A 25,349-nucleotide genomic window follows, 5' to 3' on the forward strand; every position below is an offset into this window, starting at 1 on the left:
GGCGCACGCGACACGCGGCGATCAGATGGCCAGCATGTCTTCCTGACCGGCGTTGGCACTTCGCAGCCCTTCCGCCCAACCCTTGGTCGGCAGCTTGAGCGAAGCCTGCAACGCTTCGGCACGCTCTTGCACGGCCTTCCAGCTCACCTGCAGCGGCGGCCCATTGAAAGCCAGCGCGATCACGTTGCCGTCGTGCACTTCGGGAAAGACCAGCACGCGATTGTCGAACGCGTCGCAGATACGCTCGATGTTGCGCGGGAAGCTGGTGTGGTCGCCAAACAGGTTGATCGTCATCACGCCCGGCAAGCGCAGCACCTGGCGGCAAGCCTTGTAGAACGCCGGCGTGTCCAGCACGGGGCCACGCGCGGTGGCGTCATACAGGTCGATCTGCAGTGCATCGACGGTACCGTGGTGGCTGGCGTCCATCACCCAGTCGTAGGCATCCTGTTCAAGCACGCTCAAGCGCGCATCGTCGAACGGCATGCCAAACATGCTGCGCGCCGCGACGATCACGGACGGGTTCAGCTCCACCGCCGTCACCTGCGCGGGCGCGAGCTGGCGATGACAGAACTTGGTCAACGCGGCAGCACCGAGACCGAGTTGCACGACGTGGAAATCCGGTCGCGCGGCCGGATCGAGAAACAGCAGCCACGCCATCATCTGCTGTGCGTATTCCAGTTCGATGGCATCGGGCTTTGACAGGCGCATGGCGCCCTGCACCCATTCGGTACCGAAGTGCAGATAGCGCACACCAGCCAGTTCAGAGAACGTGACGGGAGCAAAGCGCGGGGCCATGCGCTTCGGTTCGTCATCGTGGTCCAGGCGGTCTGCGCGCTTGGTACGGGCCGGACGGCGCGAGGCTACGGCCTCGATGGATTTACGTTTCAACAGCGTCATAAAGCGGATCAACGGGAAGAAGACTGAGCGGCTGCAGCGCGCTGCAGCCATTCGCGATTGTGGTCTTTGGCATAGCGCGTCCAGTGCTTGGCGTCGCGCAGTATCTCTTCAAACAGTGCCTGGGCGCGCTGCCTGTCGGCGTCGTTGTTCTGCGCAAGCAGCCATTCGCCGAAGAGGCACCGGGCTGCGGCATCGTTCGCGCAGGTCAGGGCTTGCTCGAATGCTTGACGCGTATTCGGCGCGTTCGTCGCGGCCAATGCGCGTGCATACAGCAATGTCGGCTCGGGCTGCTGGCGCGTCACGCGATGCGCTTCGAACAGTGTGTCGAGCGTGCCCTTGGCGAGTGCCGCATCGCCGGTGGCGAACTGCGCGCGAGCCAGGCCCAACAGCACAGCCGGGTCGCCTGCAAACGGGCCCGTGGCCGCCTGCTCGAAGTGCTGGCGTGCTTCCTTCGCGTCGCCCGCTTCCAGCAGCGCTTCACCCAGGCGCAGGCGGTGCTGCACGGTCGGCGCGCGGTCGAAATCGTTGCGCGCCTCGCGTACGGCCCGGTTCGGGTCGATCAGTTGTGTCACGGCGCGGCTGGCGACGCGGGCACCGCGCGAATGGCGCATCTCCGGAAGATAGATCGCGAAGAAATACACCACGCTGCCCAGCAACGGAAACGCAAAGAGGATGAACAGCCAGTACATGTTCTGGTTGTTGCGCACGACGTGCACGGCAAAGAACAGCGCGACGATGACGTGAAACCCGATTCCGAGAAACGGCATGTGAAGGCCCGATAGTGAAATGCACCGACGCCCCCCGCGTCGGCCACGGGCGCGATTGTGACAGATGCGCTGCGGCACAGGCGTGACCCGTTCATAACGTTTGCGCATCAAGCGTCCTAAAACCCGCATGTCATTGACCTTGACAGTCGATTAACCAACTAGTTAAATAAAGGCATGCCGACATCAGACGACACCCTTTCGACCGTGTTTGCCGCCCTGGCCGATCCCACCCGCCGCGCGATCCTCGCGCGCCTGGCGGAGGGTGAAGCCCCGGTGAGCGAACTTGCCCGCCCGTTCGACATGTCCGCCCCGGCCATTTCCAAGCACCTGCGCGTGCTGGCCGAGGCTGGGCTGATCGAGCGCGAAATCAACGCACGCTGGCGCATCTGCCATCTGCGCCCCGGCGCGCTGCGCGATGCGCATGGCTGGCTGGAGCGCTATCGCCTGCACTGGGAAGGCAACCTGGACCGTCTGGTGGCCTTTGTCGAGCAGACCCAAACCCCGCCCACCAAAGACTGACGCAAGCCTCCCGGAGACCACCATGGACCGCGCCGCCACATTCGAGCTGGAGATGACCCGCCACATCCGCGCGCCGCGCGAGCGGGTGTTCGATGCCTTTACCGATCGGACCGCATTGGCAGCGTGGCATTGCCCGCGCGGCATGGGTGTCACGGAAGCCACCGCAGATGCCCGCGTGGGTGGTCAATACCGCATCGTCATGGGCGGGCGCGACGGCGCTCGGCACATCGCCGCGGGGCAATACCAGGCGCTCGACCGCGCCGACTTTCTTGCCTACACGTGGTGGTGGGAGGCCGGCTCGCTGCCGCCAGAGCTGAAGACGCTGATTGAAGTCACGCTCACCGACAAGGACGGCGGCACGGACCTGCATATGCGCCACACCGGTTTCCCGGATGCGCTGGCCCGCGACGGCCACATGGGCGGCTGGCAATCGGTCTTCAACCGCCTGAATGACTATCTCGACCCCGAAGGCACAGCGGGCACCGTCACCGTCTACGGCAACCCGCGCAGCACCTATTGCAGAACGGTGCGCATGGCGCTCGCCGAAAAGGGGGTGCCCTACAAGCTCGAACCGCTCGCGCCACACACACCGGAGCTGATCGCACACAATCCGTTCGGCCGCGTGCCGGCATTCAGCGATGGCCCAATCGCGTTCTACGAAACGCGCGCCATCCTGGGCTACATCGACGAAGCCTTCGATGGCCCCAGCCTCCTGCCGCAATGGGGCGCCACCGCCCACGCACGCGGCGAGCAGTGGATCAGCCTGATCAACTGCCACGCCTACGACACGATGGCGCGTCGCTACGTGCTGCAGTACATCTTCCCCAAAGGGGCAGACGGACAACCCGACCGCAGCACCATCGACGCCGCCCTGCCGGAAATGGCCATGCAACTGCAGGTGCTCGACCAGGCGTACGGCGAGCGCGACTTCCTGGTCGGCAACACGCTGTCGATGGCCGACCTGTTCCTGGCGCCGATCGTGATGTATCTGGAGATGTTTCCAGAGAGCAAAGCGTTGCTGGAACGTTGCCCGAATATCCGCCGCGCCCAGGCCGTCATTCGCGAGCGGCCAAGCTACGCCGCCACGCTGCCGCAGCCCGGTTGATCGAACGCCATGAAAAACGCCGGCGCCTGTCGCCAGGCAGCCGGCGTTGTGTTTGGAGCGAGGCGCTTCTTAGGGGCGACCGAGAAAATCCAGCTTGCCGATCTCCACGCCGTTATGGCGCAGCAGCGCGTAAGCGGTGGTGATATGGAAGTACAGGTTCGGCAGCACGAAGCTACGCAGGTATTCGATGCCCGTGAACTGAAGTTCGCGCGTCGGGCTCTTGAGCGTGATCTGGCGATCTTCGCTGCCTGCAAACGCCGCGGGGTCGATGCTGTTGACGAACTCCAGCGTCTTGGCAATGCGCGCCTTCAGCTCTGGAATGGTCGTCTCCACATCCGGGTACGACGGCACCTCGTTGCCAGACAGACGCGCCGCTCCGCCCTTGGCCTGGTCACAGGCAATCTGCACCTGCCGCGGGAACGGATGCATGTCCGGCGCCAGACGCGCGGTCATCAGATTGGCTGGGTCGAATTTCTTCGCTTCTGCATGGGCAGCCGCCTTGTCGAGCAGGGCCGACAAGTTGCCCAGCATGCGGTTCACGGTCGGGACCAGAAACTCGTACATCGAAGGTGTGGTCATGGAAGTGATGTCCTTGGTATCCATCGTTGTGGCCGCCGGCAATCTTCTGCGCGATCCGCCGGCGCAGCGCTTTCTTGCGCAGGGCACAGTGTAGGCCAGCGATTCAGCCGCTGCATGGCGCACGCGCACGCCTCGTCATGAGGCATTTGGCACGAGATTAGTGCGACAGAACCTCCAGCCGTGTGCTGATCGACTGGCCCGGCGGCATCTCTCGCGTGGCATGGCTATTGCATGGGCAATGACAAGGCCAACGGCGGCCTTGATCCACCTTGGCACATCGCAAAGACACGCTCCGCAGGGGGCGTCCGGGGCAACGGCGCTCCGAGGCGATATGGCACGACCCGGACAACCGGTGCGTCGCCATCTCGCTTCGGAGCGCTTTTTTTTGGCCCGGCGCGGCTGCATCGGCGACACCACCAGCAAGGCATGACATGAACGCTTCCTCCACCCCGGCTTCTACGGCCGATGTGTCCGTCGAGACCATCGGCGAGCTGATCAACCTGTCCGGACGGCAACGCATGCTGTCGCAGCGGATCGTGCTGCAAATGGTGTTGGCCGCTCAGGGCCACACCGCCGCACTCGACATCGCACGGTCATGTCTGGCCACGTTCGCGGCGGCACACACCGATCTGGTCGCGGGCAATGCGCGCCTGCCCGGTCCGTTCTCGGAGGCATTGCGTCAGTTGTACTTCGGCAAGCTGCGCGGTGATGCGCGTGTGCGCGAGTTCATCGTTCTGGTCAAGACCGCCATCGATACCTTGTCGAGCGGCACGCGCCACCGAAACCCGTCGCTCGATGCGCTTGTGGAGCAGGCCACGCCTGTGCTGGAACTGCTGCAGACCATCACTCAGGCCTATCAGGAAGAAATGCACGTGTGCGAAGTCGCGCTGCGCAAGCGCCAGGCGGACATCGCCGCGCACCTCGGACGCATTTCGATGCAGGCCAACATCGTCGCCATGAACGCGCGTGTCTCGGCGGCACGGGCGGGGCCGTATGGGCGCGAGTTCTCGGTCATCACTACGGTGCTCGCGGACATCATCCAGGAGATGGACCAGTTGATCCGCAATGTCGTCGGAACGAACGACGCCGCCCAGTCCGGCGCCGGCACACGCCGGCCATCCACGCCGGTATCGCAAACGTTCGGGCACATGTCGCTGCGTTGATCATGAGACGGAGAACCGCTTGAAACCGTACCTGCACTTCATCCGCTTGCTTGTCTGCGCCGCCCTGCTGTCGGGGCTGATTGGAAGCGCCTGCGCGCAACCGCTGACGATCAACTCGGCCATCAACAAGGCCGGTCGCCAGCGCATGTTGTCGCAGCGCATGGCCAAGGCGTATTGCCAGATCGGCCTGGGCGTGGAGGTCGCGCGATCGAAGAAGATTCTTGAGCAATCCGTCGCGCTCTTTGACCGGCAACTCACGGAGCTGAAGGCATTCGCGCCCACGCCCGAGATCAAGGACACCTACGCCAAACTCGAGCAGACGTGGCTCGCCTACAGGCAGTTGCTTACAGGAGGCGATCCGAACATCGACAACGCAAAGAAGATCGCTCAAGCCAGCGAAGACGTGCTGAAGCTCGCGCAACAGGGCACGGTGCTGCTGGAGAAACATTCGGGTACGGCCACTGGCAAGCTGATCAACGTGGCAGGCCGCCAGCGGATGCTCTCGCAGCGGATTGCCAAGCTGAGCATGTTCCGCGCGTGGGACATCACCTCTGCGCAGATGACGCAGGATCTGGATTCAGCACTGAAGGAATTTACGGCCGCTCAGGCATTCCTCACGTCTGCGCCGCAGAACTCAGGGGCGATCAACAATGCGTTGCAACTGGCCAACACGCAGTGGCTGTTCTTTGCGGAAGCACTCAAGCAAACGGAAGGTACGCGTGCTGAACAGTTGAGAGACGTCGCCACAACCAGCGAGCGCATTCTTCAGGTGATGGATGACGTGACGGGCTTGTACGAAGGGCTGACCAAGTAGCAGGAAGCTACGACAACCACTCGCGCAGCGCTTGCCAGGCCACCAATTTCTGGGCATACGGCACGGCTGCATAGGCCGGACTGCTGGAAGGGAGTTTGAGGATGGTGTGGCGGTCGCCGATATCGCCCAGCGCCTTCACACCAATGCGCGCCGCTGTTCCGCCGTTAAAGGCAATGACCGCCAGTTCCGGCAATGAAGCAATCAGGCCAGCCAGGTCATTGCCGGCATGGTCCCGAATCTTGCTGTCGAGACTGCCTTCGCGCTTGGCTTCGGCCACCACATCCCACAGGCCGATGCGATGCGCGAGCAGCGCCTGCAAGCGCACGGTGTAATCCATGCCCGGCAAGTCCTGGCCGATCACCTCGCCGGCCAGGCGCCAGAACTGGTTGTGCTTGTAAGCGTAGTACTGCGATTGCGCAAGCGATGCTTCACCGGGCAGGCTGCCCAGGATCAGCACGCGCGTGTGCGCGTCGACCACGGGCGGAAAGCATCGCTTGAGCGTCACACCGTACGTCAGGCCAGCAGACGGTTCACGCGTTGCACGTAAGCCGCCGGGTCGGCCAAAGCGCCACCTTCGGCCAGCAGTGCCTGATCGAACAGCACGTGCAGGCGATCTTCAAACGCGGCGCGGTCGGCTTCGTTGCCGGTCACGGTTTCCAGCAGCGCGAGCTTGCGCACGAGCGGGTGGGTCGGATTCAGCTCCAGCACCGGCTTGCTCTCGGGCGCTTGTTGGCCGGCCTGCTTGAGCAAACGCGCCAGCGTGCCACTGATATCGCCATCATCGGCCACAAGGCAAGACGGCGAATCGGTCAGGCGATGCGTGATGCGCACGTCCTTGGCCTTGTCACCCAGCACCGCCTTGGCGCGCTCGACCAGCGCCTTGAACTCGCCCTCCACCTTGGCGTGCTCTGCCTTCTCGGCTTCGTCTTCCATGGCGCCCAGGTCGAGATCGCCTCGCGCGACGGATACCAGCTCCTTCTCTTCGAAGTCGTGCAGGAACGAGAGCATCCACTCGTCCACGCGATCGGTCAGCAGCAGCACTTCCACGCCCTTCTTGCGGAAGATTTCCAGATGCGGGCTTGACTTGGCGGCCGTCCAGTTTTCGGCGGTCACGTAGTAGATCTTGTCCTGGCCTTCCTTCATGCGGCCGATGTAATCAGCCAGCGAGACGGTCTGGGCGCTGTCTTCGTTGTGCGTGGAAGCAAAGCGCAGCAGCTTGGCAATGCGGTCCTTGTTGGCGTGGTCTTCACCGATGCCTTCCTTGAGCACCTGGCCGAAGTTCTGCCAGAACGTGGCGTACTTCTCCTTCTCGGCCGCGTCATCCGACTCGGCCATCGATTCGAGCATGCCGAGCACGCGCTTGGTCGAGCCCTCCCGGATGGCCTTCACGTCGCGGCTTTCCTGCAGGATTTCGCGCGAGACATTCAGCGGCAAGTCAGCCGAATCGATCACGCCCTTCACGAAGCGCTGGTAGGCCGGCAGCAGTTGCTCGGCATCGTCCATGATGAATACGCGCTTGACGTACAGCTTCAGGCCGCTGCGGCGCTCGCGGTCCCACAGGTCGAACGGCGCATTGGTCGGGATGTACAGCAGTTGCGTGTATTCGCTGCGGCCTTCCACGCGGTTGTGCGTCCAGGCGAGCGGCTTGCCGTTTTCGTGCGCGATGTGCTGGTAGAAGGCGATGTACTGATCATCGGTCACGTCAGCGCGCGGGCGTGCCCACAGTGCGCTGCCCTGGTTGATGGTTTCCCATTCGTCCTGGGCGACCATCGCTTTTTTCTCTTCGTCCCACGCTTCCTTGCGCATCTGGATCGGCAGGGAGATGTGGTCCGAATACTTCTGCACGACCGACTTGAGGCGCCAGGCAGAAAGGAAATCGTCCTCACCCTCGCGCAGGTGCAGCGTGATGGTGGAGCCGCGCTCGGCGCGTTCGATGGTGTCAACGGTGAATTCGCCGTCGCCGGTGCTTTCCCAGCGCACGCCTTCATTGGCGGCCACGCCGGCGCGGCGCGATTCCACCGTCACGCGGTCGGCCACGATGAACGCCGAGTAAAAGCCCACGCCAAACTGGCCGATGAGCGCAGCGTCCTTCTGCTGGTCGCCCGAAAGCTGGCTGAAGAACTCGCGCGTGCCTGAGCGGGCGATGGTGCCGAGGTTGCGGATGGCCTCGTCGCGGCTCATGCCGATACCGTTGTCGGCAATGGTGATGGTCCGCGCGGCAGCATCAAAGCCGATGCGGATGCCAAGCTCGCCACCGCCTTCCAGCAACGACGGATTGGCGATGCCCTCAAAGCGCAGCTTGTCCACTGCATCTGACGCATTGGAAACCAGCTCCCGGAGGAAGATTTCCTTGTTGCTGTACAGCGAGTGGATCATCAGATGCAGAAGCTGCTTCACTTCTGCCTGGAAAGCCATCTTCTCGTGCGGTGCGCTCATGGTGTGCGTAAAAAGTCTGGAAAGTGGAAAGAGAAGCGGGCTACACCTTGCGCGCGCGCCCGCATGAATTTGTGAGGCTAGATAAGGCGTGGCGCTCGGTTTTCAAGCCCCGCGATCGAGCTGCTCCGCCAGGAACCGGAGCAGGTCCGGGTCCGCGCTGGTAGCGATGTTGAAGCGCATCCACGTCGACGGCATCTGCGACGGCGAAAACAGGCTCCCCGGCGCAAACACATAGCCCTGTTCGTGCCCCGCGCGGGCAATGGCATTGGTGTCCTGGCCGGTATCCGCCCAGAGAAACATGCCCGCGCCCTGCTGCGCAAACAGCTTCAGGCCCATGCGTTCGAGGCTGCGCTGTACGCCGTCGCGGGCGCGGTCCAGACGGGCGCGTATGCGTTCGACGTGCTTGCGGTAGTGGCCTTCGGTAAGGATCTTGTAGAGCACGCGCTCGTTGATCTCGGGCGTGACCAGACCGGTCAGCAGTTTGCCGTCGACCAGGCTCTTGGCAAGCTCCGGGTGGCAGGCGATGAACCCCACACGGAGGTTGGCCGCGAGCGTCTTGGAGAAGCTGCTCAGGTAGATCACGCGGCGCAGTTGGTCCAGGCTCGCGAGCCGCGTGCCGGGGTGTCCGGGCGGGGCGAGATCGCCGTAGATATCGTCTTCGACGATCAGGAAACCGTACTGCTCAGCCAGCCGCAGCAACTGAAACGCCTTGGCGGCCGACAGCGAGGTGCCCGTCGGGTTATGCAAGATCGAGTTGATGATCAGCAGCTTGGGCCGGCGCACCTGCACCAGCCCTTCCAGAGCAACCAGATCCGGGCCCTCGGCGGTGTACGGCACGCCGATCACCTGCGCACCTTGCGCGGCAAAGCGTCCGAACATCAGGAACCACGCCGGATCGCCCACCAGCACCGTATCGCCGGGCTGCACGTACTGGCGCGCGATCAGGTCCAGCGACGAGGTGATGCCCGAGGTCATGACGATCTGGTCCGGCCGTGCGCCGATCTCCAGTTCCGCCAGCCGCGTCTGCAACTGCTGGCGCAGCGGCAAGAAGCCCTGGGGCGACCCCCACGCCAGAAACTGGTTGCCGTTCTGCCGGCCCAGCGTACGCAGCGCGTTGGCGATCAACTCGCCGTCGAGCCAGCCGTTGGGCAGAAAGCCGATGCCCGGCGCCTTGCGGGGCTCCGCAGAATGGAACATGTTGCGCAGCAACCAGGTCACGTCGATCTTGCGTGCGGCGCTGGGCGGCGGCGCGACCGGCTCCTCCGGCAGCGGCGTGTGGCGCTCCTTCACATAGAAGCCCGAGCCGCGGCGCGATTCCAGATACCCCTGGGCCACCAGCCGCTCGTACGCCTCAACCACGGTGAAGCGCGAAATGCTCTTCTCCTGCGCCAGTTGCCGGATCGACGGCATGCGCATGCCCGCGCGAAACACGCGCTCGTCAATGCGCATGCGCGCCCACTCGGTGAGCTGATCCACCAGCGTCATCTGCGCCGATGGAATCGGGTCGGGCAACTGCTCCGCCGCCGGGCGGGCGGCCGCGCGACGGGCATCCAGGCTGATGATGTGCGAGGTGGAATTCATGAGGGGTAGGCTGAAGCGCGCCGAAAACTGTACAGAAAGCGCCACGACAAAGTGTATAGGTACTGTACAGACGCAGTTCGGTAGGATCAAGGTCAGAATTCCGCCCCCAGCGCATCGGAGATCCCACATGCCAACGTTGAAACGCTTTGACGAAGACGCCTACCGCGTCACCTGCGACGCCACCGTCGTCGCCGTGCATCCGGAAGGCATTGAACTGGAAGCAACGGTGTTCTACGCACGCAGCGGCGGCCAGGCTGGCGACACGGGCACGCTTGTGCTGGGCGATGGGCAAACCATCGCGATTGCCGACACCGTCTACAGCCCCGATCGCCAAACTGTCCTGCATGTGCCTGCCGACAACGCGGACCTTACGCTGCTCGCGCCCGGCACGCCGGTCACGGCCGCCATCGACTGGGACCGCCGCCACCGCCTGATGCGGCTGCATACATGCCTGCACCTGCTGGGCTCGCTGATCCCCGTGCCGGTCACGGGCTGCGGCATCTCGCCGGACTCCGGCCGCATCGATTTCGACCTGCCCGAATCGACGCTCGACCGCGACACGCTCACCACGCAACTGAATGACCTCATCGGCCGCAACACGCCGGTGCGCATCGACCTGATCACGCCGGAAGAACTGGCCGCGCAGCCGGAACTCGTGCGCACCATCGGCGCGGCACCGCCGGCGGGCGCGTCGGCCATCCGCATCATCCACATCGACGGCATCGACCGCCAGCCGTGCGGCGGCACCCATGTGCGCGCCACCGGAGAAATCGGCCGCGTGGTCGTCACCAAGATCGAAAAGAAGAGCCGCCAGAACCGACGCGTGGCAGTGGCGTTTGCAGATTGAGCGGCCGCCATGACCAAGTCCGCCACCCTGCCCCTGGAACACATTGACCACGCTGAACGTCGCGGCCTGCTGCTCGGCTTCATCGGCGTGGCGATCTTCAGCCAGACGCTGCCGTTCACGCGCATGGCCGTGGCCGAACTCGATGCCACCTTCGTAGCGCTGGCGCGTGCGGTGCTGGCGAGTGTGCTGGCGCTCGGGCTGCTGGGGGCCACGGGTGCGTTCTCGGCCGGCAAGCGCCCGCGTGGCAATCAATGGTGGCAACTCGCAGTGACGGCGATGGGCGTGGTGGTGGGCTTTCCGCTGTTTTCCTCGCTGGCGATGCGCGATGTGCCGGCGGCCCATGGCGCCATCATCACCGGCTTGCTGCCGCTTGCGACCGCCATCTTTGCCGCCTGGTTCGGGCGCGAGCGGCCGTCCGCAGGGTTCTGGCTGTGCGCCGTGGTGGGCAGCGTGCTCGTTGTTTCATTTGCGCTGCTGCAAGGTGCGGGCGCCTTGCACCGTGCCGATTGGCTGCTGTTCGCCGCCATGGTGACCGGCGCCCTCGGCTATGCGACTGGCGGCAAGCTCGCGCGTGAGCTGGGCGGCATGCAGACGATCGCCTGGGCGCTGGTCGTCTCGCTGCCGGTGCTGCTACCCCTGGTGGGCGCGCTGGCGTGGCTGCCGTCGACACATCAGGCCGAAGCGTTGGCGCAGGCCTCGTCCCGCGCCTGGATCGGGCTGGCTTACGTGTCGGCCTTCTCCATGTTCATCGGCTTCCTGTTCTGGTACTCCGGCCTGGCCGCGGGCGGTGTTGCGCGGGTCGGCCAGATACAATTGCTGCAACCTTTCATGACGTTGATCGGCGGCTGGCTGCTGCTGGGCGAATCGCTCGACGCGCCTACCGTGCTGTTTGCGCTGGCTGTGATTGCCGTGGTCGGCATCGGCCGGCGAACGTCGGTGCGCCGATAGCAGCGTCGTTCCCTGTCTTGTTCACCGCATCTCACCAAGGAGTCTTCATGACCGCCTCGCACGACGTCCAGGCCAAGCTCAAGCAACTGGGCATCGAACTGCCCGCCGCCGGCGCCCCCGCCGCCGCCTACGTCATGGCCGCGCAGACCGGCAACCAGGTGTTTCTGTCGGGCCACATTGCCAAGAAAGACGGCAAGCCGTGGGTCGGCAAGCTGGGCGCCAACATGACCACCGAAGAGGGCAAGGCAGCGGCCCGCGCCATCGCCATCGACCTGCTGGCCACGCTGAACACGCATCTGGGCGGCGACCTGAACCGCGTCAGGCGCATCGTCAAAGTGATGAGCCTGGTGAACTCCACGCCGGAATTCACCGAGCAGCACCTGGTGACCAACGGCGCGTCCGAGTTGCTGGCCGAAGTGTTCGGCGATGCCGGCAAGCACGCCCGCAGCGCCTTCGGCGTCGCCCAGATTCCGCTCGGCGCCTGCGTTGAAATCGAACTGATCGCGGAAGTCGCTTAAGCGCCGCATCGACGCCGCCCCCACCCCTCCAAGTCGGGCGCGTTGCCTGCTATTCTCATCGTTTTGCCCACCCACGGCGCCTGCTCACGAGGTGGGCGCCGCAATACTAGGACCACACCATGGACCACACCGCCTGTACCTTCTCCAGCCGTGCTCAGAAACTGACCAGCTCGGCGATCCGGGAAATCCTCAAGATCACCGAACGTCCTGAGGTCATTTCGTTTGCCGGTGGCCTGCCCGCCCCGGTCACCTTCCCGGTCGAAGCAATTCAGGCGGCGTGCGCCCGCATGTTTGCAGACAATCCGCAGGCCTCGCTGCAGTACACCCCCACCGAGGGCCTGTCGGTACTGCGCGAGTGGATCGCCCAGCGTCATGGCACCACCGCCTCGCGCGTGCTGATCACCACGGGCTCGCAGCAGGGCCTCGACCTCCTGGGCAAGATCTTCATCGACCCGCAAAGCAAGGTGTTGGTCGAAACACCGACATATCTGGGCGCATTGCAGGCGTTCTCCCTGTTCGAGCCGGCCTACACGTCGGTGCCGACCGATGACAAGGGCCTGCTGCCCGACGCGCTCACGCCAGAGCTGGCTGCCGGCGCGCGCTTCTTCTACACGATCCCGAACTTCCAGAATCCGACCGGCCGCCGCCTGCCGCTGGACCGCCGCCAGGCCCTGGTGGCTCGCGCGAAGGCACTCGGCGTGCTGCTCGTGGAGGACGATCCGTACGGCGAGCTGAGCTACACCGGCGACGCCCTGCCGTCGCTGCGTTCGCTCAACCCGGACGGCGTGGTCTATATGGGCTCGTTCTCGAAGATCCTGGCACCGGGCATGCGCCTGGGCTACATCATCGCGCCCGAGCACATCCACTTCAAACTCGTGCAGGCCAAGCAGGCATCGGACCTGCACACGCCAAGCTTCACACAGCGCGTGGCGTACGAGGTGCTGAAGACCGGCCTGCTCGACACCCACATCCCGAGCATTCGCGACCTTTACGGCAAGCAATGCGAGGCGATGCTCGAATCGCTCACGCGCCACATGCCGCAAGGCGTGCACTGGAACCGCCCCGAAGGCGGCATGTTCATCTGGGTGGAAGTGCCGGAAGGCATCGACACGATGGCGCTGCTGGAAAAGGCCGTCGCGCGCAACGTGGCCTTCGTGCCGGGTGCGCCGTTCTATGCCAATGCGCCGCGTCGCAATACCCTGCGCCTGGCGTTCGTGACGGTGGCACCGGAGCGCATCGAGCAAGGCATTGCCGTGCTGGGCGAGTTGATCCGCACGGAAATCGCAGCGCTTACGCCCAAGGCCGCCTAAATTACATCATCGTTCAATCCAATCCATCCAAGAAAGGAGCTGCCGTCGATGCTGCGGATCTGGGGAAGACTCTCTTCGGTCAACGTTCAGAAAGTGGTCTGGTGCGCGCGCGAGCTGTCGCTGGACCATGAGCGCATCGACGTCGGGGGCGCCTTCGGCGGGGTCGACACGCCGGAATTCAAGGCGATGAACCCGAACGGGATGATCCCCGTCATCGAAGACGGCCTGAACGATTCCGGCGATACGCGCTTCGTGCTGTGGGAGTCCAACGCCATCGTGCGCTACCTGTCGGCACGCTACGGCCCGGGCAATCTTTACCCTCTCGAACTTCACGAACGCGCCGATGCCGACCGCTGGATGGATTGGCAGACCACGGCATACAGCCCCTCAATGGTGGATGCGTTCCTGCAGCTCGTGCGCACGCCGGAAGACCAGCGCGACGCCGCGCGCATTGAGCGGTCACGCCAGGCTGCCGAGCGCAGCACCGCCATTCTCGAAGCCGTGCTGGCCAAACAGCCGTACGTGGCCGGCCAGCGTTTCACCATGGCCGACATTGCCTGCGGCTGCGCCACGCACCGCTGGTTCGGCTTGCCGATTGAGCGCCCAGCGCGGCCGAACCTTGAGCGTTGGATGGCGGAGTTGCGCGATCGGCGGGCTGCGCGGGAAGTGTTGGCGTTGCCGGTCGTGTAGACCATCTCCTAAACCGATTGCGGTAGCATCACCAACCGCGCACGGCACCCTACGCCGGCGCGGTTTTTTGTTTTCACCGAGGGAAACCCGGATGCCATTGAACCGACCTTCCACCACCGTCGCCACGATCCTCTGGGGCGCGCTTTACCTGGTTGCCGCCATCGTGTCGCACCGGCTGAACGGGCCGGTCGACATGACGGGCTACATCTGGCTACCGGCGGGCGTGGCCATGGCTGCGTTCATGCTGCGGCCGTACCGCGAATGGCCGGGGCTGGGCGCAGCGTTTGCCGCGGCGCAACTGGCGCTGGCCGCCATTGAACACACCAACCCGGCTCACGCGATGCTCTTCGTGCTCGACGAGGCGGGTAGCGCGGCGCTGGCCGTGGCGCTGGTGCGGCTGGCGCGCGTGCCGCTCGAAGGGCTGTACTTCGTGCGCGCGATGCTGGTGGCGGGTGCGTTCAGTGCGCTGCTGGGGGCGCTGTTCGGGGCGGCATGGTTTGCATGGTCGCAAGGCGGCTCGTTCGGGCACGTGCTGCGCATCTGGGCGGCATCGGATTTCCTGGGCGTGCTGATCGTCACGCCGGTGCTGGCGGCATGGTCGCGCTTTCGCGCGTTCCGCTCAGGCGGCACGGACCGCACGGATTTCGTACTCGGCCTGGCAGCCGTCGTTGCGCTAGCGCTGTCGGCGTACATCATTTTCGATGGCAACAGTGATGCCAAATTTGGCGATGGAATCGGCTTTGCGCTGACCTACGTCCCGTTGTTCTTTGCCGTGGTGGTGGCCCTGCTGTGGGGCGGCCGCGGTGGCTCGATGGCGGTGCTGCTGCTTACGCTGGTGGCGCTTACGCAAACCGCCGAGGGCGACGGTCCCTTCGCGGTGCTGGATCATCACTATGGCCAGTCGCTGCTGGAGGCGCAGCTGTACCTGGGCATTGCCGCGCTGCTGGTGCTGCTGGTGAGCGCGCTCAAGACCACACGCGAACAACTGCACGAGCAAAGCGCGCAGTGGCAGAACCGCGTGGAATTGGCGTTGGCGGCGTCGGGCCAGCTCGTCTACACCATCGACCCGGCCAGCGGCCGCATCGACTGGGGCGGCGACGTGGCCATCGTGTTCGGACACGACCCCGCAAGCATGGCGTCGATCTCGACCGTACTGCAACTGGTGCATCCGGATGACCGCGACGCGCTGCGTGCGCGTTGGCTTGGGGCAGCCGCACTGGCAGACGAGGCCGCAACGCCTGCGCGCCGCCAGACGCTGCGCATCACCGCACGCGACGGCACGCTGCACACCGTGGTGGATACCGGTCGCCCGCTGACGGACGCCGTCGGCAACACGGCGCTCGTGGCCGGCACCTGGTCGGTCGAGACCGCACTGTGACCGCCTCGGCGTGCGGCGGCACGGCTGTGCTGCTGATCCATGGTCTAGGCGGCACGGCCTACGACCTGGGCGTACTGCAGAAAGCGCTGCGCAACGCCGGCGCCGTCACGCACGTGCCGACCTTGCCCGGGCACGGCACGCGCCCCGAAGACCTGATCGACATGCCGGCCGAAGCGTGGCTGGAAACACTCACGCAAACGTATGAGCAGCTCGTCGCCGAGCATGAAACCGTGCATATCGCGGGGATGTGCATGGGCGCATTGCTGGCGCTGGTGCTGGCGCACCGCGTGCGGCATGGCATTGCCCGCCCGCAAGACAGGCTGGCGCTGCTCGCCACACCCATCCATATCGACGGCTGGTCGACGCCGTGGTATCGGGATCTGCGCTACGCGGTGTATCGTATCCCGGGCATGGCTGCGCGCATGCGCGTGGAAGAAGACGAGCCGTTCGGCATCAAGAACCCGCTGTTGCGGCGGATCATCAAAGCGAAGCTCGCGCGCGGCGACAGCTTCCACTACCCGTGGGTACCGCTGGCGTGCATTCGGCAGGTGGATCGGCTCCGACGCTGGGCGCTGGCCGGCGCGCCCGACACGCTGTGCCGGACGCTGGTGATCCATTCTCGCGAGGACGAACTCACCAGCCTGCGCTCCGCCGAAACGCTGCAGGCCACCCTGCCCCACGTACGCAGCGTGGTGCTGGAAAACAGCTACCACATGATCTGCGTGGACAACGACCGCGATCAGGTCGCCGCAGAGGTCCTCGGCTTCTTCGGCTTTGAACCGGCAGCCAGGCGCAAGAGTTCGGCCACCGCGGAGTGATCGCGTCGATCAGACAGCCGGACCGACGCTTTCGTGCTCGTGCGCCGCGTCCAGCCTGCGCTGCCGCTCGCTGCCCTTGAACACACGCCGCACCACCACGAAGAACACCGGCACCAGAAACACCGCCAGCACCGTCGCCGTGACGATGCCGCCCAGCACGCCCGTGCCGATGGCGCGCTGGCTGGCCGATGCGGCACCGCTCGCAATCGCCAGCGGCACGACGCCGAACGCAAACGCCAGTGACGTCATCACGATCGGCCGGAAGCGCAAACGCGCGGCCTCCAGCGTGGCGTCAATCAGGCCCATGCCTTGTGCCACCAAGTCCTTGGCCACTTCGATGATGAGGATCGCGTTTTTGGCCGACAGGCCGATGGTGGCAATCAGCCCGACCTTGAAGTAGATGTCGTTGGGCAGGAAGCGCAGCGTCGCGCCCAGCAGCGCACCGAACACCCCCAGCGGCACCACCAGCATGACCACCAGCGGAATCGACCAGCTCTCGTACAGCGCCGCCAGGCAGAGGAACACCACCAGGATCGACAACGCAAACAGCGCCGGCGCCTGTGCACCCGACAGGCGCTCCTCGAACGACTGCCCCGTCCACTCGTAGCCGAAGCCTTCGGGCAGGCCGCGGGCGATCGACTCCATCGCCGCCATGGCCTCGCCGGAGCTGTGGCCGGCCGCGGGCGAGCCGGTGATCGTCATGGCCGGAAAGCCGTTGTAGCGATCCAGCTTGAGCGGCCCGACAATCCACTGGGTGGTGGTGAACGCGGAGAGCGGCACCATGCCACCAGCCGCGTTGCGCACATGCATGCGGCGGAGCTGCTCGACCGAGACGCGCTGCTTGCCGTCTGCCTGCACGATCACGCGGCGCACCTGGTTGCGATAGACGAAATCGCCCGCGTAATCGGAGCCGAACATCACGGCCAGCGTGCGGTTGATATCGTCGATCGACACGCCCATCGACAGTGCCTTCTTGCGGTCCACGTCGATCAGCACCTGCGGCGCATCGCCCTGGCCCGCGAAGGTGACTTCCGACAGTGCCGGATGCTTAGCGGCTTCGGCAAGCACGCGGTCGCGCGCCTGCGCGAGGCGCTCGTAGCCGGCGCCGCTGCGGTCCTGCAGACGCAGATCGAAGCCGGGCTTGCTGCCCAACTCCGGCAGCGCGGGCGAGTTCATCGCCATCACCATCGCGCCCTTGATCTTGCCGAACGCCGCGTTGGCGCGTTCGACCACGGCATCGACGTGTTGGTCGCCGCCCTTGCGTTGCTTCCAGTCCTTGAGCGTCAGGAACAGCATGGCCGCGTTCTGGCCGTTGCCGTACAGGCTGAAGCCCGTGATGGCCAGCGTGGATGCCACGGCCGGCTCCTGCGTCATGTAGTGCTGCTCGGCCTGGCGCACGACTTCCAGCGTCTGCGCCTGCGTGGCACCGGTCGGCAGCATGACGACGGTCATGAATTCGCCCGTGTCTTCTTCCGGCAGAAAGGCCGTCGGCAGTTGCGTGAACAGCAACACCACCACGCCGATGACCGCACCGTAGGCCACCAGTGCACGCCCCGTGCGGTTGAGCAGCTTGGCGACACCGCCCTGGTAGCGCGACGTCAACCGCGCAAAGCCCCGGTTGAATGCGCCGAAGAAGCCCTTGCGCTCGGCACCATGGCCAGCCTGTACCGGCTTGAGCAGGGTCGCACAAAGCGCCGGCGTCAACGTCAACGCCAAAAACGCCGAAAACACCATCGACACCGCCAGCGACAGCGAAAACTGCCGATAGATGTTGCCCACCGCGCCACCAAAGAACGCCATCGGCACGAACACCGCCGTCAGCACCAGCGAGATGCCCACGATGGCGCCACTGATCTGGCGCATCGCCTTGGCCGTCGCCTCGCGCGGCGAGAGCCCTTCTTCGTGCATCACGCGTTCGACGTTTTCCACCACCACGATGGCATCGTCGACGAGGATACCGATGGCGAGCACCAGGCCGAACAGCGTCAGCACGTTGATGGAGAAGCCCATCGGCAGCATCACCGCAAACGTACCCAGTAGCGCAATCGGCACCACCAGCGTCGGGATGAGTGTCGCGCGCAGGTTCTGCATGAACAGCATCATCACCAGGAACACCAGCACCACGGCTTCAAGCAGCGTCTTGACCACTTGCTCGATGGCAATGCCGACAAAGCGCGAGCTGTCGTACGCCACCTCGTAGCGCACCCCGGGCGGAAAATGCGCCTGCGCCTCGTCCAGCACCGCACGCACGCGCTTGGCCACGCCCACGGCGTTGGCGCCCGGCGCGAGCTTGATGCCGATGGTTGTGGCCGGCTTGCCGTTCATGCGCGAGAGGTAGAGGTAATCGCTGCCGCCCAGCTCCACGCGCGCCACATCGCGCAGCAGCACCATGCGGCCCTGTGCGTCCGCACGCAGCGGGATCTGGCCGAATGCGTCGGGCGTGGTGAGCCCGTCATCACCGGTGACGCTCGCGTTGATGGGCGCGCTGCCCGGCACCGCCCCGCTGCCGATCTCGCCCACGGTGATACGTGCGTTGTAGCGGCGCACGGCGTCGCTCAAGTCACCGGCAGTGAGGCCCAATGCGGTGAGCTTGTCGGCATCGGGCCAGATGCGCATGGCGTATTCCGCATCGAACAACTGAGCGGTGCCGACGCCCGGTACGCGACGCAACTGCGGGATCAGGTCCGACGAGGCGAGGTCGCCCAGGTCGATGCCGTCAAAGCGGCCGCGCTCGGCCGACAGCGACAGATACATCATGTAGTTCTCGGCCGCCTTCTCGATGCGGATGCCGTTGCGGCGCACAACCTCGGGCAGGCGCTCCTCGACGATCTTCAGCCGGTTCTGCACCTCCACCGCGGCAAGATCGGGGCTCGTGCCCTGCGTAAACGACAGGTTGATCGACACGTTGCCCGCCGCATCGGACGACGACGACATGTACAGCAGCCCCGGGGCGCCGTTCATCTCGCGCTCGATGATGGCGGTGACGGCGCTCTCCACCGTGCGCGCGGACGCGCCCGGGTAGTTGGCCGAGATGCTGACGTTGGGCGGCGCGATGTTCGGGTACTGCGCCACCGGCAGCTTGGGGAGCGCAAGCAGGCCTGCCAGGATGATGGCCAGCGCAATCACCCAGGCAAAGACCGGACGATCGATAAAGAAGCTTGCCATGGTCAGCCCTTCTTTGGCTTCGTGTCGGCGCGCGGTGCAGCAGGGACAGGCTGGATCGCCATACCCGCTTCCAGCGCCTGCATGCCTGGGATGGCAATACGCTCTCCACCGGACAGGCCGCTCGTCACCAGCCATTGATCGCCGGCCAACGTTTGCGCAGCCACCGGCAAAACGGCCAGCGTGTTGTCGGCCTGCACAACAAACACCGATGCGCCATGGCGATCGCGCTGCAACGCGCCCTTCGGAATCGTCACCGCGCCCTGCTGCACGGCGTGCGAGAGCTTCACGCGCACATACATGCCGGGCAGCAGCAGGCCATCGGGGTTGGGCAGCACGGCGCGCATCGAGACGTTATCGGTCGCACGGTCCACCGCCAGATCGGAGAACAACAGCCTGCCCGGGCGCTCGTACGCCACGCCATCGCTCAAGATGACTTGCACGCCGATATCCTGGCCACTCAACGCGGCGGCTTGGCCCTTCCTGAGCGCGCGTTGCAAGGCGAGCACCTCGGCTGCGGGCTGGGCAAAGTCGACGTAGATCGGGTCGATCTGTTCGACGGTGGTGAGCGGCGTGGCGGCGTCTTCCTTCACCAGCGCACCTTCGGTGACCTGCGCGCGGCGCGAGCGGCCTGCAATCGGGGCCGTGACGGTCGCGTAGCCCAGACGCAGTTGCGCGGTTTCCAGCGCAGCGCGGCTGGAGACCACGTCCGCCGCGGCCTGACGTTCGGCGGCTTGCGCTTCGGCATATTCCAGCTCGCTCACGGCGCGCGTGGCGGCCAGCCCCTTGTAGCGCAATGCCTTGTCGCGCGCGATGGAGAGCTGTGCCTGCGCACGCGCAAGCGCACCTTGTGCGGCGTCCGCCTGTGCCTTGAGCGGCGCCGGATCGATGCGGAACAGCACCTGGCCGGCCTTGACCACCTGGCCTTCTTCGTAGGCGCGCTTGAAGACGATGCCGTCGACGCGCGCTCGCACTTCCGCCGTGCGATACGGCTCCAGGCGGCCAGGCAGTTCGGTCACCAGCGGTGCATCGGAGCGTTGAGCAACGGCAAACTCGACCGGCGGCGGGCCGGCTGGCTTGGCGGCATCATCAGCGTGCTTGCTGCACGCTTGCAACACAGCCAATGCGCAAGCGCACAGCAACCACCGGGACGAACGGTAACGACGGGACAACACGGAGAACATCATGAGAAGGGGGCTGGGCGCGACCGCGCCCGAGGTCTTGACGAAGCGAAGCGGAAGGCTAGCACGCGCGTGCGCCGCGGGCTGACCGATTGATTTCCCAGTCTGATCAAGACCTTACGAAGAAAGCAATCGCCGCGCGTCCACGCCAATCTACGACCGCTTGATGCTGTTTCAGAAGACGCGGCCGAGCTGCAAGTACACGTTCCACACGCCCTGCGGCGCCACCGCAAAACCGAAGTACAGCGGCCCGATCGGGCTGTTGCCACCGACGAATACGCTGCCGCTCTTCAGATAAGGGCCCGTGCCAAAGTTGTTGCGCAACTGCCAGACGTTGCCGGCCTCCGCGCTGGCCCCGAACACCGGCGCCCGCAAGCCGAGCAGATCGTCGACGCGCAGGTCATACAGATAGGTCAGCCGGCCGTACAGCATGTACTGGCCGTTGAACTGATCCTGCGCATAGGCCGAAAGATGTTGGAAGCCGCCCAGGAAGAACCCCTCGTTGGCGCCATTGCCCGTGTTGCCGCCGTTGTCGCGCGTCGGGCTGTTGACGCCAAACAGGCCCGCCCCTTCCAACGCCACATTGAACGTGTGGCGGCCGTAGCTCGTCGCCCATAGGCCCTTGGCCTGCGCGGTGTTGAACTTCTTGTCGAGCGAGCCAAAACCTGCTTCCACGCTGCTGTAGAAGTAGTAGCCGCTGCGCGGGAACAGCGGATCATCCAACTGATCCAGCGTCAACTGGGCGCGAAAGGCGGGCTGCTTGGCACGCAGCGTCGGTAGATCGAGCGGCCCTTCGTCCGTCAACGCCAGATAGTTGAACGTCGCGCTTTTGCTCATGTAGTTCACCCCCAGCCGCAGTTCGCCCTTGCGGCCAAGCGGAATGCCAAGATCGACACCGGCACGCGCCGTCTCCATGGTCATGCTGTTGAACGGCTTGGCGTCCTTCGTAGGCGCCTCATCGTCAAAGTAGAGGTCGGAGCGCCGGCGCGAGTACTCGGCATACGGCGCCACGTAGAACCCACGCGCCTGCCACAGCGGCTGACGCAACTCGGTATGGATGCTCGCCCGATTACTGCCGAGCACGATGTCATTGCGCCACTCCAGCCCGCTCTGCGTGAGCCACGGATACCGGTGGCCGAGGTTGACGTTGAACGCGCCACGCCCATCGAAGTTGGTCGACATGCCCAGCCCGAACAGGAAGAACTGGTTGCCCCACGACTTTTCATGCGCGTCGATCTTGAGCGTATGCACGCCGTTCTCTTCCACCAGTTGCTGCGTGACGGTTTCGAAGTCGCCCGTGGTGGCCAGCGCCGACAGCTCGCGGTTGAGCGCTTCCGCGTCATACGCATCGCCTTCGCGTACCTTGATCAACTGGCGCACGCGCGCGGCCGGCACACGACCGCTCGTGGTCACATCGATGGCGTCAATGCGTGCGCCCGCCACCAGCATGCCTTGCGGCTCATGGGCAGCGCGGTACGCGGCATACGCCTGGGGCGACAGCGACAACGCCGCGAGCCGAGCCTCAACGCCCTGCGCGGCGCGCTCGCCCTGCCGCACGCCCTGCGGGCCCTTGGCGAAATCGGTGAACGAGAGGTCGGAGAGCTGCGGCTCGATCAGCACATCCTTGCCGCGCAGCAGGGCCTTTTGCGCACGCACGTTCTGACCCACCAGGATGGTGATCATCTGCTGCGTCACCGCCGCCGGCGAGGCCAGGTCTTCGGGCCGCTGCAAGTCCGACCCGATGTTGACGGCGATGATGATGTCCGCACCCATGTCGCGCGCGAGTTGCACTGGCAGATTGCTCACCAGGCCGCCATCCACCAGCGTGCGTCCGCCCACCTCGATGGGCGCGAACAGCCCCGGCACCGCCATGCTGGCCCGCATCGCCAGCGGCAGCGAGCCGTGGTCGAGAATCACCCCGTCGCCCGTGGCCAGATCGGTCGCCATGGCCTTGAACGGAATCGGCAGGCGCGAGAACTCGATGTTGTCGGGCCACTGGGCCGTCCAGTTCTTGAGCAGCGCGAGCAGGCGGTTGCCCTGCACCAGCCCGGCCGGCAGCTTGAGCTTGCCGTCGCCATACCCCGCGGACAGGCCGATCGGATACTGGAAATCATCCTCGCGCAGCGATTGCGGCAGCTTGGCGCGATCGTTGCGATCGAAGGCGATGTCGCTCAGGTCCACCTGCGAGAGCTTCTGCTCCAGCGCATCCGCACGCATACCGCTGGCGTACAGCCCGCCCACCACGGCGCCCATGCTGGTCGCGGCAATCACATCCACCGGAATGCGCATGCGCTCCAGCATCCTGAGCACACCAATATGGGCATAGCCGCGCGCCCCGCCGCCCGACAGCACCAGACCGATACGCGGTCGCGTCGATTCGGCATTCGCCGGCGTTTGCGCTGCCGCGGTCTGGCCATGCACGGCAGGCGACAACGTCGCCAGTGCCATCAACGCTGTCAGTACGGCGGTAGCCGATCGGGTGCCGCGGCGGCGAAACAGGAAGGCCGTCAGAAAAGCCATGAATGGAGGGCAAATTTGTGGAGTGGGCAGCGCTGCAGGCGCCATGATTCCACAACCCGGATTTACCCGGTGCAATTGCTTGCGCCGCGCCATACCACGCCCCGACGCCGATGAATACTTTTCAGGGTGAAAGTGACAGAATATTGCCCAGACCCGGACACGCTTGTTCCTACAATCCGCGTTTGCCCCTGCGAACAGGGGTCGACAGAAGACGTTCGCTGAAACGCCCAAACAGGAGGAGATCAAGATGTGGAATCAAGTCTATGACCCGCTCGGCAGTGCCGTGTGGTCGACCCTAGCGGCCGGGATACCGGTTGCGGTGCTGCTGTGTTCGCTGGCGTTCTTCCATATGCAGGCGCATCTGGCGGCGGGCCTGGCGCTGATTGTCGGGGTGGGCATCGCCTCGTTCGTCTTCGGCATGCCGACTGCAATGGCCGGCAAGGCAGCCGGTCTGGGCATCGTCTCCGGCCTCTTCCCGATCGGCTGGATCGTTCTCAACATCATCTTCCTGCATCGGCTCACCACCTTGAACGGGTCGTTCAAGGTCTTACAGAGTTCGATTTCCGGCATTACCGAAGACCGCCGCCTGCAACTGCTGCTGGTGGCGTTCAGCTTTGGTGCGTTCTTTGAAGGCGCAGCGGGCTTCGGCACGCCGGTGGCCGTCACGGGCGCCATCCTGATCGGCCTGGGCTTCTCCCCGTTGGCAGCCTCTGGCCTGGCGCTGATCGCCAACACGGCCCCGGTGGCCTACGGTGCGCTGGGCGCGCCGCTCATCGGGCTGGCTTCGGTCACGGGGCTGGACTTGCTGCAGCTCTCTGCCATGGTCGGCCGCCAGTTGCCGTTCTTCTCGGTGCTGGTGCCGTTCTGGCTGATCTGGGCGTTCGCGGGCTTCCGCGGCATGCTGCAGATCTGGCCCGCGATCCTGGTGGCGGGCGTGTCGTTTGCGATTCCGCAGTTCCTGGTGTCGAACTTCCACGGCCCCTGGCTGGTCGACGTGATTGCGGCATTGGTGTCGATGGGCACGCTCACGCTGTTCCTGAAGGTGTGGAAGCCCAAGACGATCTGGACCTCGACCGCCCTGCGCAACCGCGAAGACAACTCGCGCGTCGACCCCGAAGCCGCCGCCGAAGCCCGCGAAGCCACCACGGCCACCAACGGCAAGATCTCGCGCATGCAGGCGTGGCTGCCGTGGGTGATCCTGACCGTGTTCGTCTTCATCTGGGGCGTACCGCAGTTCAAGGCGTTCGCAGACGGCATCTGGGCCTACAAGTTCGCCATTCCGGGCCTCGACAAGATGGTGCTCAAGGGCCCGCCGGTGGTGCCCAAGGTGATTGCCGAAGGCGCGGTGTTCAACTTCAACGTCCTGTCGATGGCGGGTACGGGCATCCTGGTATCGGCCATCGTGGGCGGCCTGCTGATGGGCTACTCGCTGCCGCGCATGCTCAAGGAGTACTGGAACACCATCAAGCTCACCCGCTATTCGCTGCTGACCATCTGCGCGATGTTCGGCATCGGCTACCTGACGCGCTACTCCGGCCTCGACGCAACGCTGGGCCTGGCCTTCGCCCACACGGGCGTGCTGTATCCGCTGTTCGGCACGATGCTGGGCTGGCTGGGCGTGGCCCTCACCGGGTCGGATACGGCATCGAACGTGCTGTTCGGCGGCCTGCAGAAGACCACGGCCGAGCAGCTTGGCCTGTCGCCGATCCTCATGTCGGCAGCCAACAGCTCGGGCGGCGTGATGGGCAAGATGATCGATGCGCAGTCCATCGTGGTGGCCTCCACCGCCACCAAGTGGTACGGCCACGAAGGGGACATCCTGCGCTATGTGTTCTTCCACTCGCTCGCGCTGGCCTTCCTCGTGGGGTTGATGATCACGCTGCAGGCCTATGTGGAGCCGTTCACGCGGATGGTGGTGCACTAAGCCCCTGCTCCGGGACGAACAAGAAAGCCGCTCAATTGAGCGGCTTTTTTCATGGCCGGATGCCTCTCATGGTCCACCCGCTGCCCCCACCACCTCACGCTTGGTGCTCCGCGCCCCAACCGCTGAGTCAAGAGCCGCACGTGCCGAGCGCCGAGCACCGCACGTCGAGCGAAAAGCCTCACGCGTCGAGTT

General features: G+C 65.1%; 21 protein-coding genes. 12 read left to right on the top strand and 9 right to left on the bottom strand.

Annotated elements, in window-relative coordinates; genetic code table 11:
- Positions 1 to 21: 21 nt before the first annotated feature.
- Both R2N16_RS06140 and R2N16_RS06145 read right to left on the bottom strand, forming a co-directional pair.
- Complete coding sequence (locus R2N16_RS06140) at positions 22 to 897, bottom strand: class I SAM-dependent methyltransferase (protein ID WP_316664679.1); 876 nt, start codon at positions 895 to 897, stop codon at positions 22 to 24.
- Positions 898 to 905: 8 nt separating this feature from the next.
- Positions 906 to 1,664 (bottom strand): tetratricopeptide repeat protein, encoded by a 759-nt coding sequence (locus R2N16_RS06145; RefSeq protein WP_316664680.1) that lies wholly within the window; start codon positions 1,662 to 1,664, stop codon positions 906 to 908.
- Positions 1,665 to 1,838: 174 nt separating this feature from the next.
- Between R2N16_RS06145 and R2N16_RS06150 the strand changes: the two genes are divergently transcribed.
- A complete protein-coding gene (locus tag R2N16_RS06150) occupies positions 1,839 to 2,183 on the top strand; it encodes an ArsR/SmtB family transcription factor (RefSeq protein WP_316664682.1) in 345 nt (114 codons plus the stop codon).
- A 22-nt stretch (positions 2,184 to 2,205) separates the two neighbouring features.
- Positions 2,206 to 3,288: an SRPBCC domain-containing protein gene (locus R2N16_RS06155; protein WP_316664683.1), complete on the top strand. Its 1,083-nt coding sequence runs from the start codon at positions 2,206 to 2,208 to the stop codon at positions 3,286 to 3,288.
- Between the two features lie 69 nt (positions 3,289 to 3,357).
- Here R2N16_RS06155 and R2N16_RS06160 read toward each other — a convergent pair whose 3' ends face one another.
- Positions 3,358 to 3,867: a DUF1993 domain-containing protein gene (locus tag R2N16_RS06160; protein ID WP_316664684.1), complete on the bottom strand. Its 510-nt coding sequence runs from the start codon at positions 3,865 to 3,867 to the stop codon at positions 3,358 to 3,360.
- Between the two features lie 431 nt (positions 3,868 to 4,298).
- On the opposite strand from R2N16_RS06160, the gene R2N16_RS06165 reads away from it, so the two are divergent.
- Complete coding sequence (locus R2N16_RS06165; RefSeq protein WP_316664685.1) at positions 4,299 to 5,030, top strand: type IV pili methyl-accepting chemotaxis transducer N-terminal domain-containing protein; 732 nt, start codon at positions 4,299 to 4,301, stop codon at positions 5,028 to 5,030.
- 19 nt (positions 5,031 to 5,049) lie between these two features.
- Positions 5,050 to 5,844, top strand: a complete 795-nt coding sequence (locus R2N16_RS06170) for a type IV pili methyl-accepting chemotaxis transducer N-terminal domain-containing protein (RefSeq protein ID WP_316664688.1) — start codon at positions 5,050 to 5,052, stop codon at positions 5,842 to 5,844.
- A 7-nt stretch (positions 5,845 to 5,851) separates the two neighbouring features.
- Here the strand turns inward: R2N16_RS06170 and R2N16_RS06175 are convergent, their stop codons facing one another.
- From R2N16_RS06175 to R2N16_RS06185, 3 genes are all read right to left on the bottom strand, one after another.
- Complete coding sequence (locus R2N16_RS06175; protein ID WP_316664690.1) at positions 5,852 to 6,349, bottom strand: DNA-deoxyinosine glycosylase; 498 nt, start codon at positions 6,347 to 6,349, stop codon at positions 5,852 to 5,854.
- 8 nt (positions 6,350 to 6,357) lie between these two features.
- On the bottom strand, positions 6,358 to 8,280 hold the full coding sequence (gene htpG, locus R2N16_RS06180; RefSeq protein WP_316664691.1) for a molecular chaperone HtpG: 1,923 nt from the start codon (positions 8,278 to 8,280) through the stop codon (positions 6,358 to 6,360).
- 102 nt (positions 8,281 to 8,382) lie between these two features.
- Complete coding sequence (locus tag R2N16_RS06185; protein WP_316664692.1) at positions 8,383 to 9,861, bottom strand: aminotransferase-like domain-containing protein; 1,479 nt, start codon at positions 9,859 to 9,861, stop codon at positions 8,383 to 8,385.
- 127 nt (positions 9,862 to 9,988) lie between these two features.
- On the opposite strand from R2N16_RS06185, the gene R2N16_RS06190 reads away from it, so the two are divergent.
- The 7 genes from R2N16_RS06190 to R2N16_RS06220 all read left to right on the top strand — a co-directional run bounded on the left by R2N16_RS06190 (position 9,989) and on the right by R2N16_RS06220 (position 16,370).
- The gene (locus R2N16_RS06190) at positions 9,989 to 10,708 is read left to right on the top strand and encodes an alanyl-tRNA editing protein (RefSeq protein ID WP_316664693.1); all 720 of its coding nucleotides are present in this window, start codon (positions 9,989 to 9,991) and stop codon (positions 10,706 to 10,708) included.
- A 9-nt stretch (positions 10,709 to 10,717) separates the two neighbouring features.
- On the top strand, positions 10,718 to 11,656 hold the full coding sequence (locus R2N16_RS06195; protein ID WP_316664695.1) for a DMT family transporter: 939 nt from the start codon (positions 10,718 to 10,720) through the stop codon (positions 11,654 to 11,656).
- 47 nt (positions 11,657 to 11,703) lie between these two features.
- Positions 11,704 to 12,174, top strand: a complete 471-nt coding sequence (locus R2N16_RS06200; RefSeq protein ID WP_316664696.1) for a RidA family protein — start codon at positions 11,704 to 11,706, stop codon at positions 12,172 to 12,174.
- 119 nt (positions 12,175 to 12,293) lie between these two features.
- Complete coding sequence (locus R2N16_RS06205; protein WP_316664698.1) at positions 12,294 to 13,484, top strand: aminotransferase-like domain-containing protein; 1,191 nt, start codon at positions 12,294 to 12,296, stop codon at positions 13,482 to 13,484.
- A 48-nt stretch (positions 13,485 to 13,532) separates the two neighbouring features.
- Positions 13,533 to 14,174: a glutathione S-transferase family protein gene (locus R2N16_RS06210; protein WP_316664699.1), complete on the top strand. Its 642-nt coding sequence runs from the start codon at positions 13,533 to 13,535 to the stop codon at positions 14,172 to 14,174.
- A gap of 91 nt (positions 14,175 to 14,265) precedes the next feature.
- Positions 14,266 to 15,552: an MASE1 domain-containing protein gene (locus R2N16_RS06215; RefSeq protein WP_316664701.1), complete on the top strand. Its 1,287-nt coding sequence runs from the start codon at positions 14,266 to 14,268 to the stop codon at positions 15,550 to 15,552.
- The gene (locus R2N16_RS06220) at positions 15,549 to 16,370 is read left to right on the top strand and encodes an alpha/beta hydrolase (protein ID WP_316664702.1); all 822 of its coding nucleotides are present in this window, start codon (positions 15,549 to 15,551) and stop codon (positions 16,368 to 16,370) included. Before R2N16_RS06215 ends, R2N16_RS06220 begins: the two co-directional genes overlap by 4 nt.
- A gap of 9 nt (positions 16,371 to 16,379) precedes the next feature.
- Here the strand turns inward: R2N16_RS06220 and R2N16_RS06225 are convergent, their stop codons facing one another.
- The 3 genes from R2N16_RS06225 to R2N16_RS06235 all read right to left on the bottom strand — a co-directional run bounded on the left by R2N16_RS06225 (position 16,380) and on the right by R2N16_RS06235 (position 23,233).
- Complete coding sequence (locus R2N16_RS06225) at positions 16,380 to 19,535, bottom strand: multidrug efflux RND transporter permease subunit (RefSeq protein WP_316664704.1); 3,156 nt, start codon at positions 19,533 to 19,535, stop codon at positions 16,380 to 16,382.
- A gap of 2 nt (positions 19,536 to 19,537) precedes the next feature.
- Positions 19,538 to 20,719 carry an efflux RND transporter periplasmic adaptor subunit gene (locus tag R2N16_RS06230; RefSeq protein WP_428984091.1) on the bottom strand — a complete coding sequence of 394 codons (1,182 nt, stop codon included), beginning with the start codon at positions 20,717 to 20,719 and terminating at the stop codon, positions 19,538 to 19,540.
- A 168-nt stretch (positions 20,720 to 20,887) separates the two neighbouring features.
- Complete coding sequence (locus R2N16_RS06235) at positions 20,888 to 23,233, bottom strand: patatin-like phospholipase family protein (protein WP_316664705.1); 2,346 nt, start codon at positions 23,231 to 23,233, stop codon at positions 20,888 to 20,890.
- 247 nt (positions 23,234 to 23,480) lie between these two features.
- On the opposite strand from R2N16_RS06235, the gene R2N16_RS06240 reads away from it, so the two are divergent.
- On the top strand, positions 23,481 to 25,157 hold the full coding sequence (locus R2N16_RS06240) for an L-lactate permease (RefSeq protein WP_316664706.1): 1,677 nt from the start codon (positions 23,481 to 23,483) through the stop codon (positions 25,155 to 25,157).
- The last annotated feature ends 192 nt before the right edge of the window (positions 25,158 to 25,349 follow it).

Source organism: Ralstonia psammae, assembly GCF_958405935.1.
GTDB classification, from domain to species: Bacteria; Pseudomonadota; Gammaproteobacteria; order Burkholderiales; family Burkholderiaceae; genus Ralstonia; species Ralstonia psammae.

Bases quoted from the DNA above. Each gene is read 5' to 3' on its own strand.
- R2N16_RS06240 (WP_316664706.1), top strand. From the start codon at position 23,481: ATGTGGAATCAAGTCTATGACCCGCTCGGCAGTGCCGTGTGGTCGACC.
- htpG (WP_316664691.1), bottom strand. From the start codon at position 8,280: ATGAGCGCACCGCACGAGAAGATGGCTTTCCAGGCAGAAGTGAAGCAG.
- R2N16_RS06210 (WP_316664699.1), top strand. From the start codon at position 13,533: ATGCTGCGGATCTGGGGAAGACTCTCTTCGGTCAACGTTCAGAAAGTG.
- R2N16_RS06190 (WP_316664693.1), top strand. From the start codon at position 9,989: ATGCCAACGTTGAAACGCTTTGACGAAGACGCCTACCGCGTCACCTGC.
- R2N16_RS06140 (WP_316664679.1), bottom strand. From the start codon at position 897: ATGACGCTGTTGAAACGTAAATCCATCGAGGCCGTAGCCTCGCGCCGT.
- R2N16_RS06225 (WP_316664704.1), bottom strand. From the start codon at position 19,535: ATGGCAAGCTTCTTTATCGATCGTCCGGTCTTTGCCTGGGTGATTGCG.
- R2N16_RS06200 (WP_316664696.1), top strand. From the start codon at position 11,704: ATGACCGCCTCGCACGACGTCCAGGCCAAGCTCAAGCAACTGGGCATC.
- R2N16_RS06235 (WP_316664705.1), bottom strand. From the start codon at position 23,233: ATGGCTTTTCTGACGGCCTTCCTGTTTCGCCGCCGCGGCACCCGATCG.
- R2N16_RS06205 (WP_316664698.1), top strand. From the start codon at position 12,294: ATGGACCACACCGCCTGTACCTTCTCCAGCCGTGCTCAGAAACTGACC.
- R2N16_RS06165 (WP_316664685.1), top strand. From the start codon at position 4,299: ATGAACGCTTCCTCCACCCCGGCTTCTACGGCCGATGTGTCCGTCGAG.
- R2N16_RS06215 (WP_316664701.1), top strand. From the start codon at position 14,266: ATGCCATTGAACCGACCTTCCACCACCGTCGCCACGATCCTCTGGGGC.
- R2N16_RS06150 (WP_316664682.1), top strand. From the start codon at position 1,839: ATGCCGACATCAGACGACACCCTTTCGACCGTGTTTGCCGCCCTGGCC.
- R2N16_RS06230 (WP_428984091.1), bottom strand. From the start codon at position 20,719: ATGATGTTCTCCGTGTTGTCCCGTCGTTACCGTTCGTCCCGGTGGTTG.
- R2N16_RS06185 (WP_316664692.1), bottom strand. From the start codon at position 9,861: ATGAATTCCACCTCGCACATCATCAGCCTGGATGCCCGTCGCGCGGCC.
- R2N16_RS06160 (WP_316664684.1), bottom strand. From the start codon at position 3,867: ATGACCACACCTTCGATGTACGAGTTTCTGGTCCCGACCGTGAACCGC.
- R2N16_RS06145 (WP_316664680.1), bottom strand. From the start codon at position 1,664: ATGCCGTTTCTCGGAATCGGGTTTCACGTCATCGTCGCGCTGTTCTTT.
- R2N16_RS06195 (WP_316664695.1), top strand. From the start codon at position 10,718: ATGACCAAGTCCGCCACCCTGCCCCTGGAACACATTGACCACGCTGAA.
- R2N16_RS06155 (WP_316664683.1), top strand. From the start codon at position 2,206: ATGGACCGCGCCGCCACATTCGAGCTGGAGATGACCCGCCACATCCGC.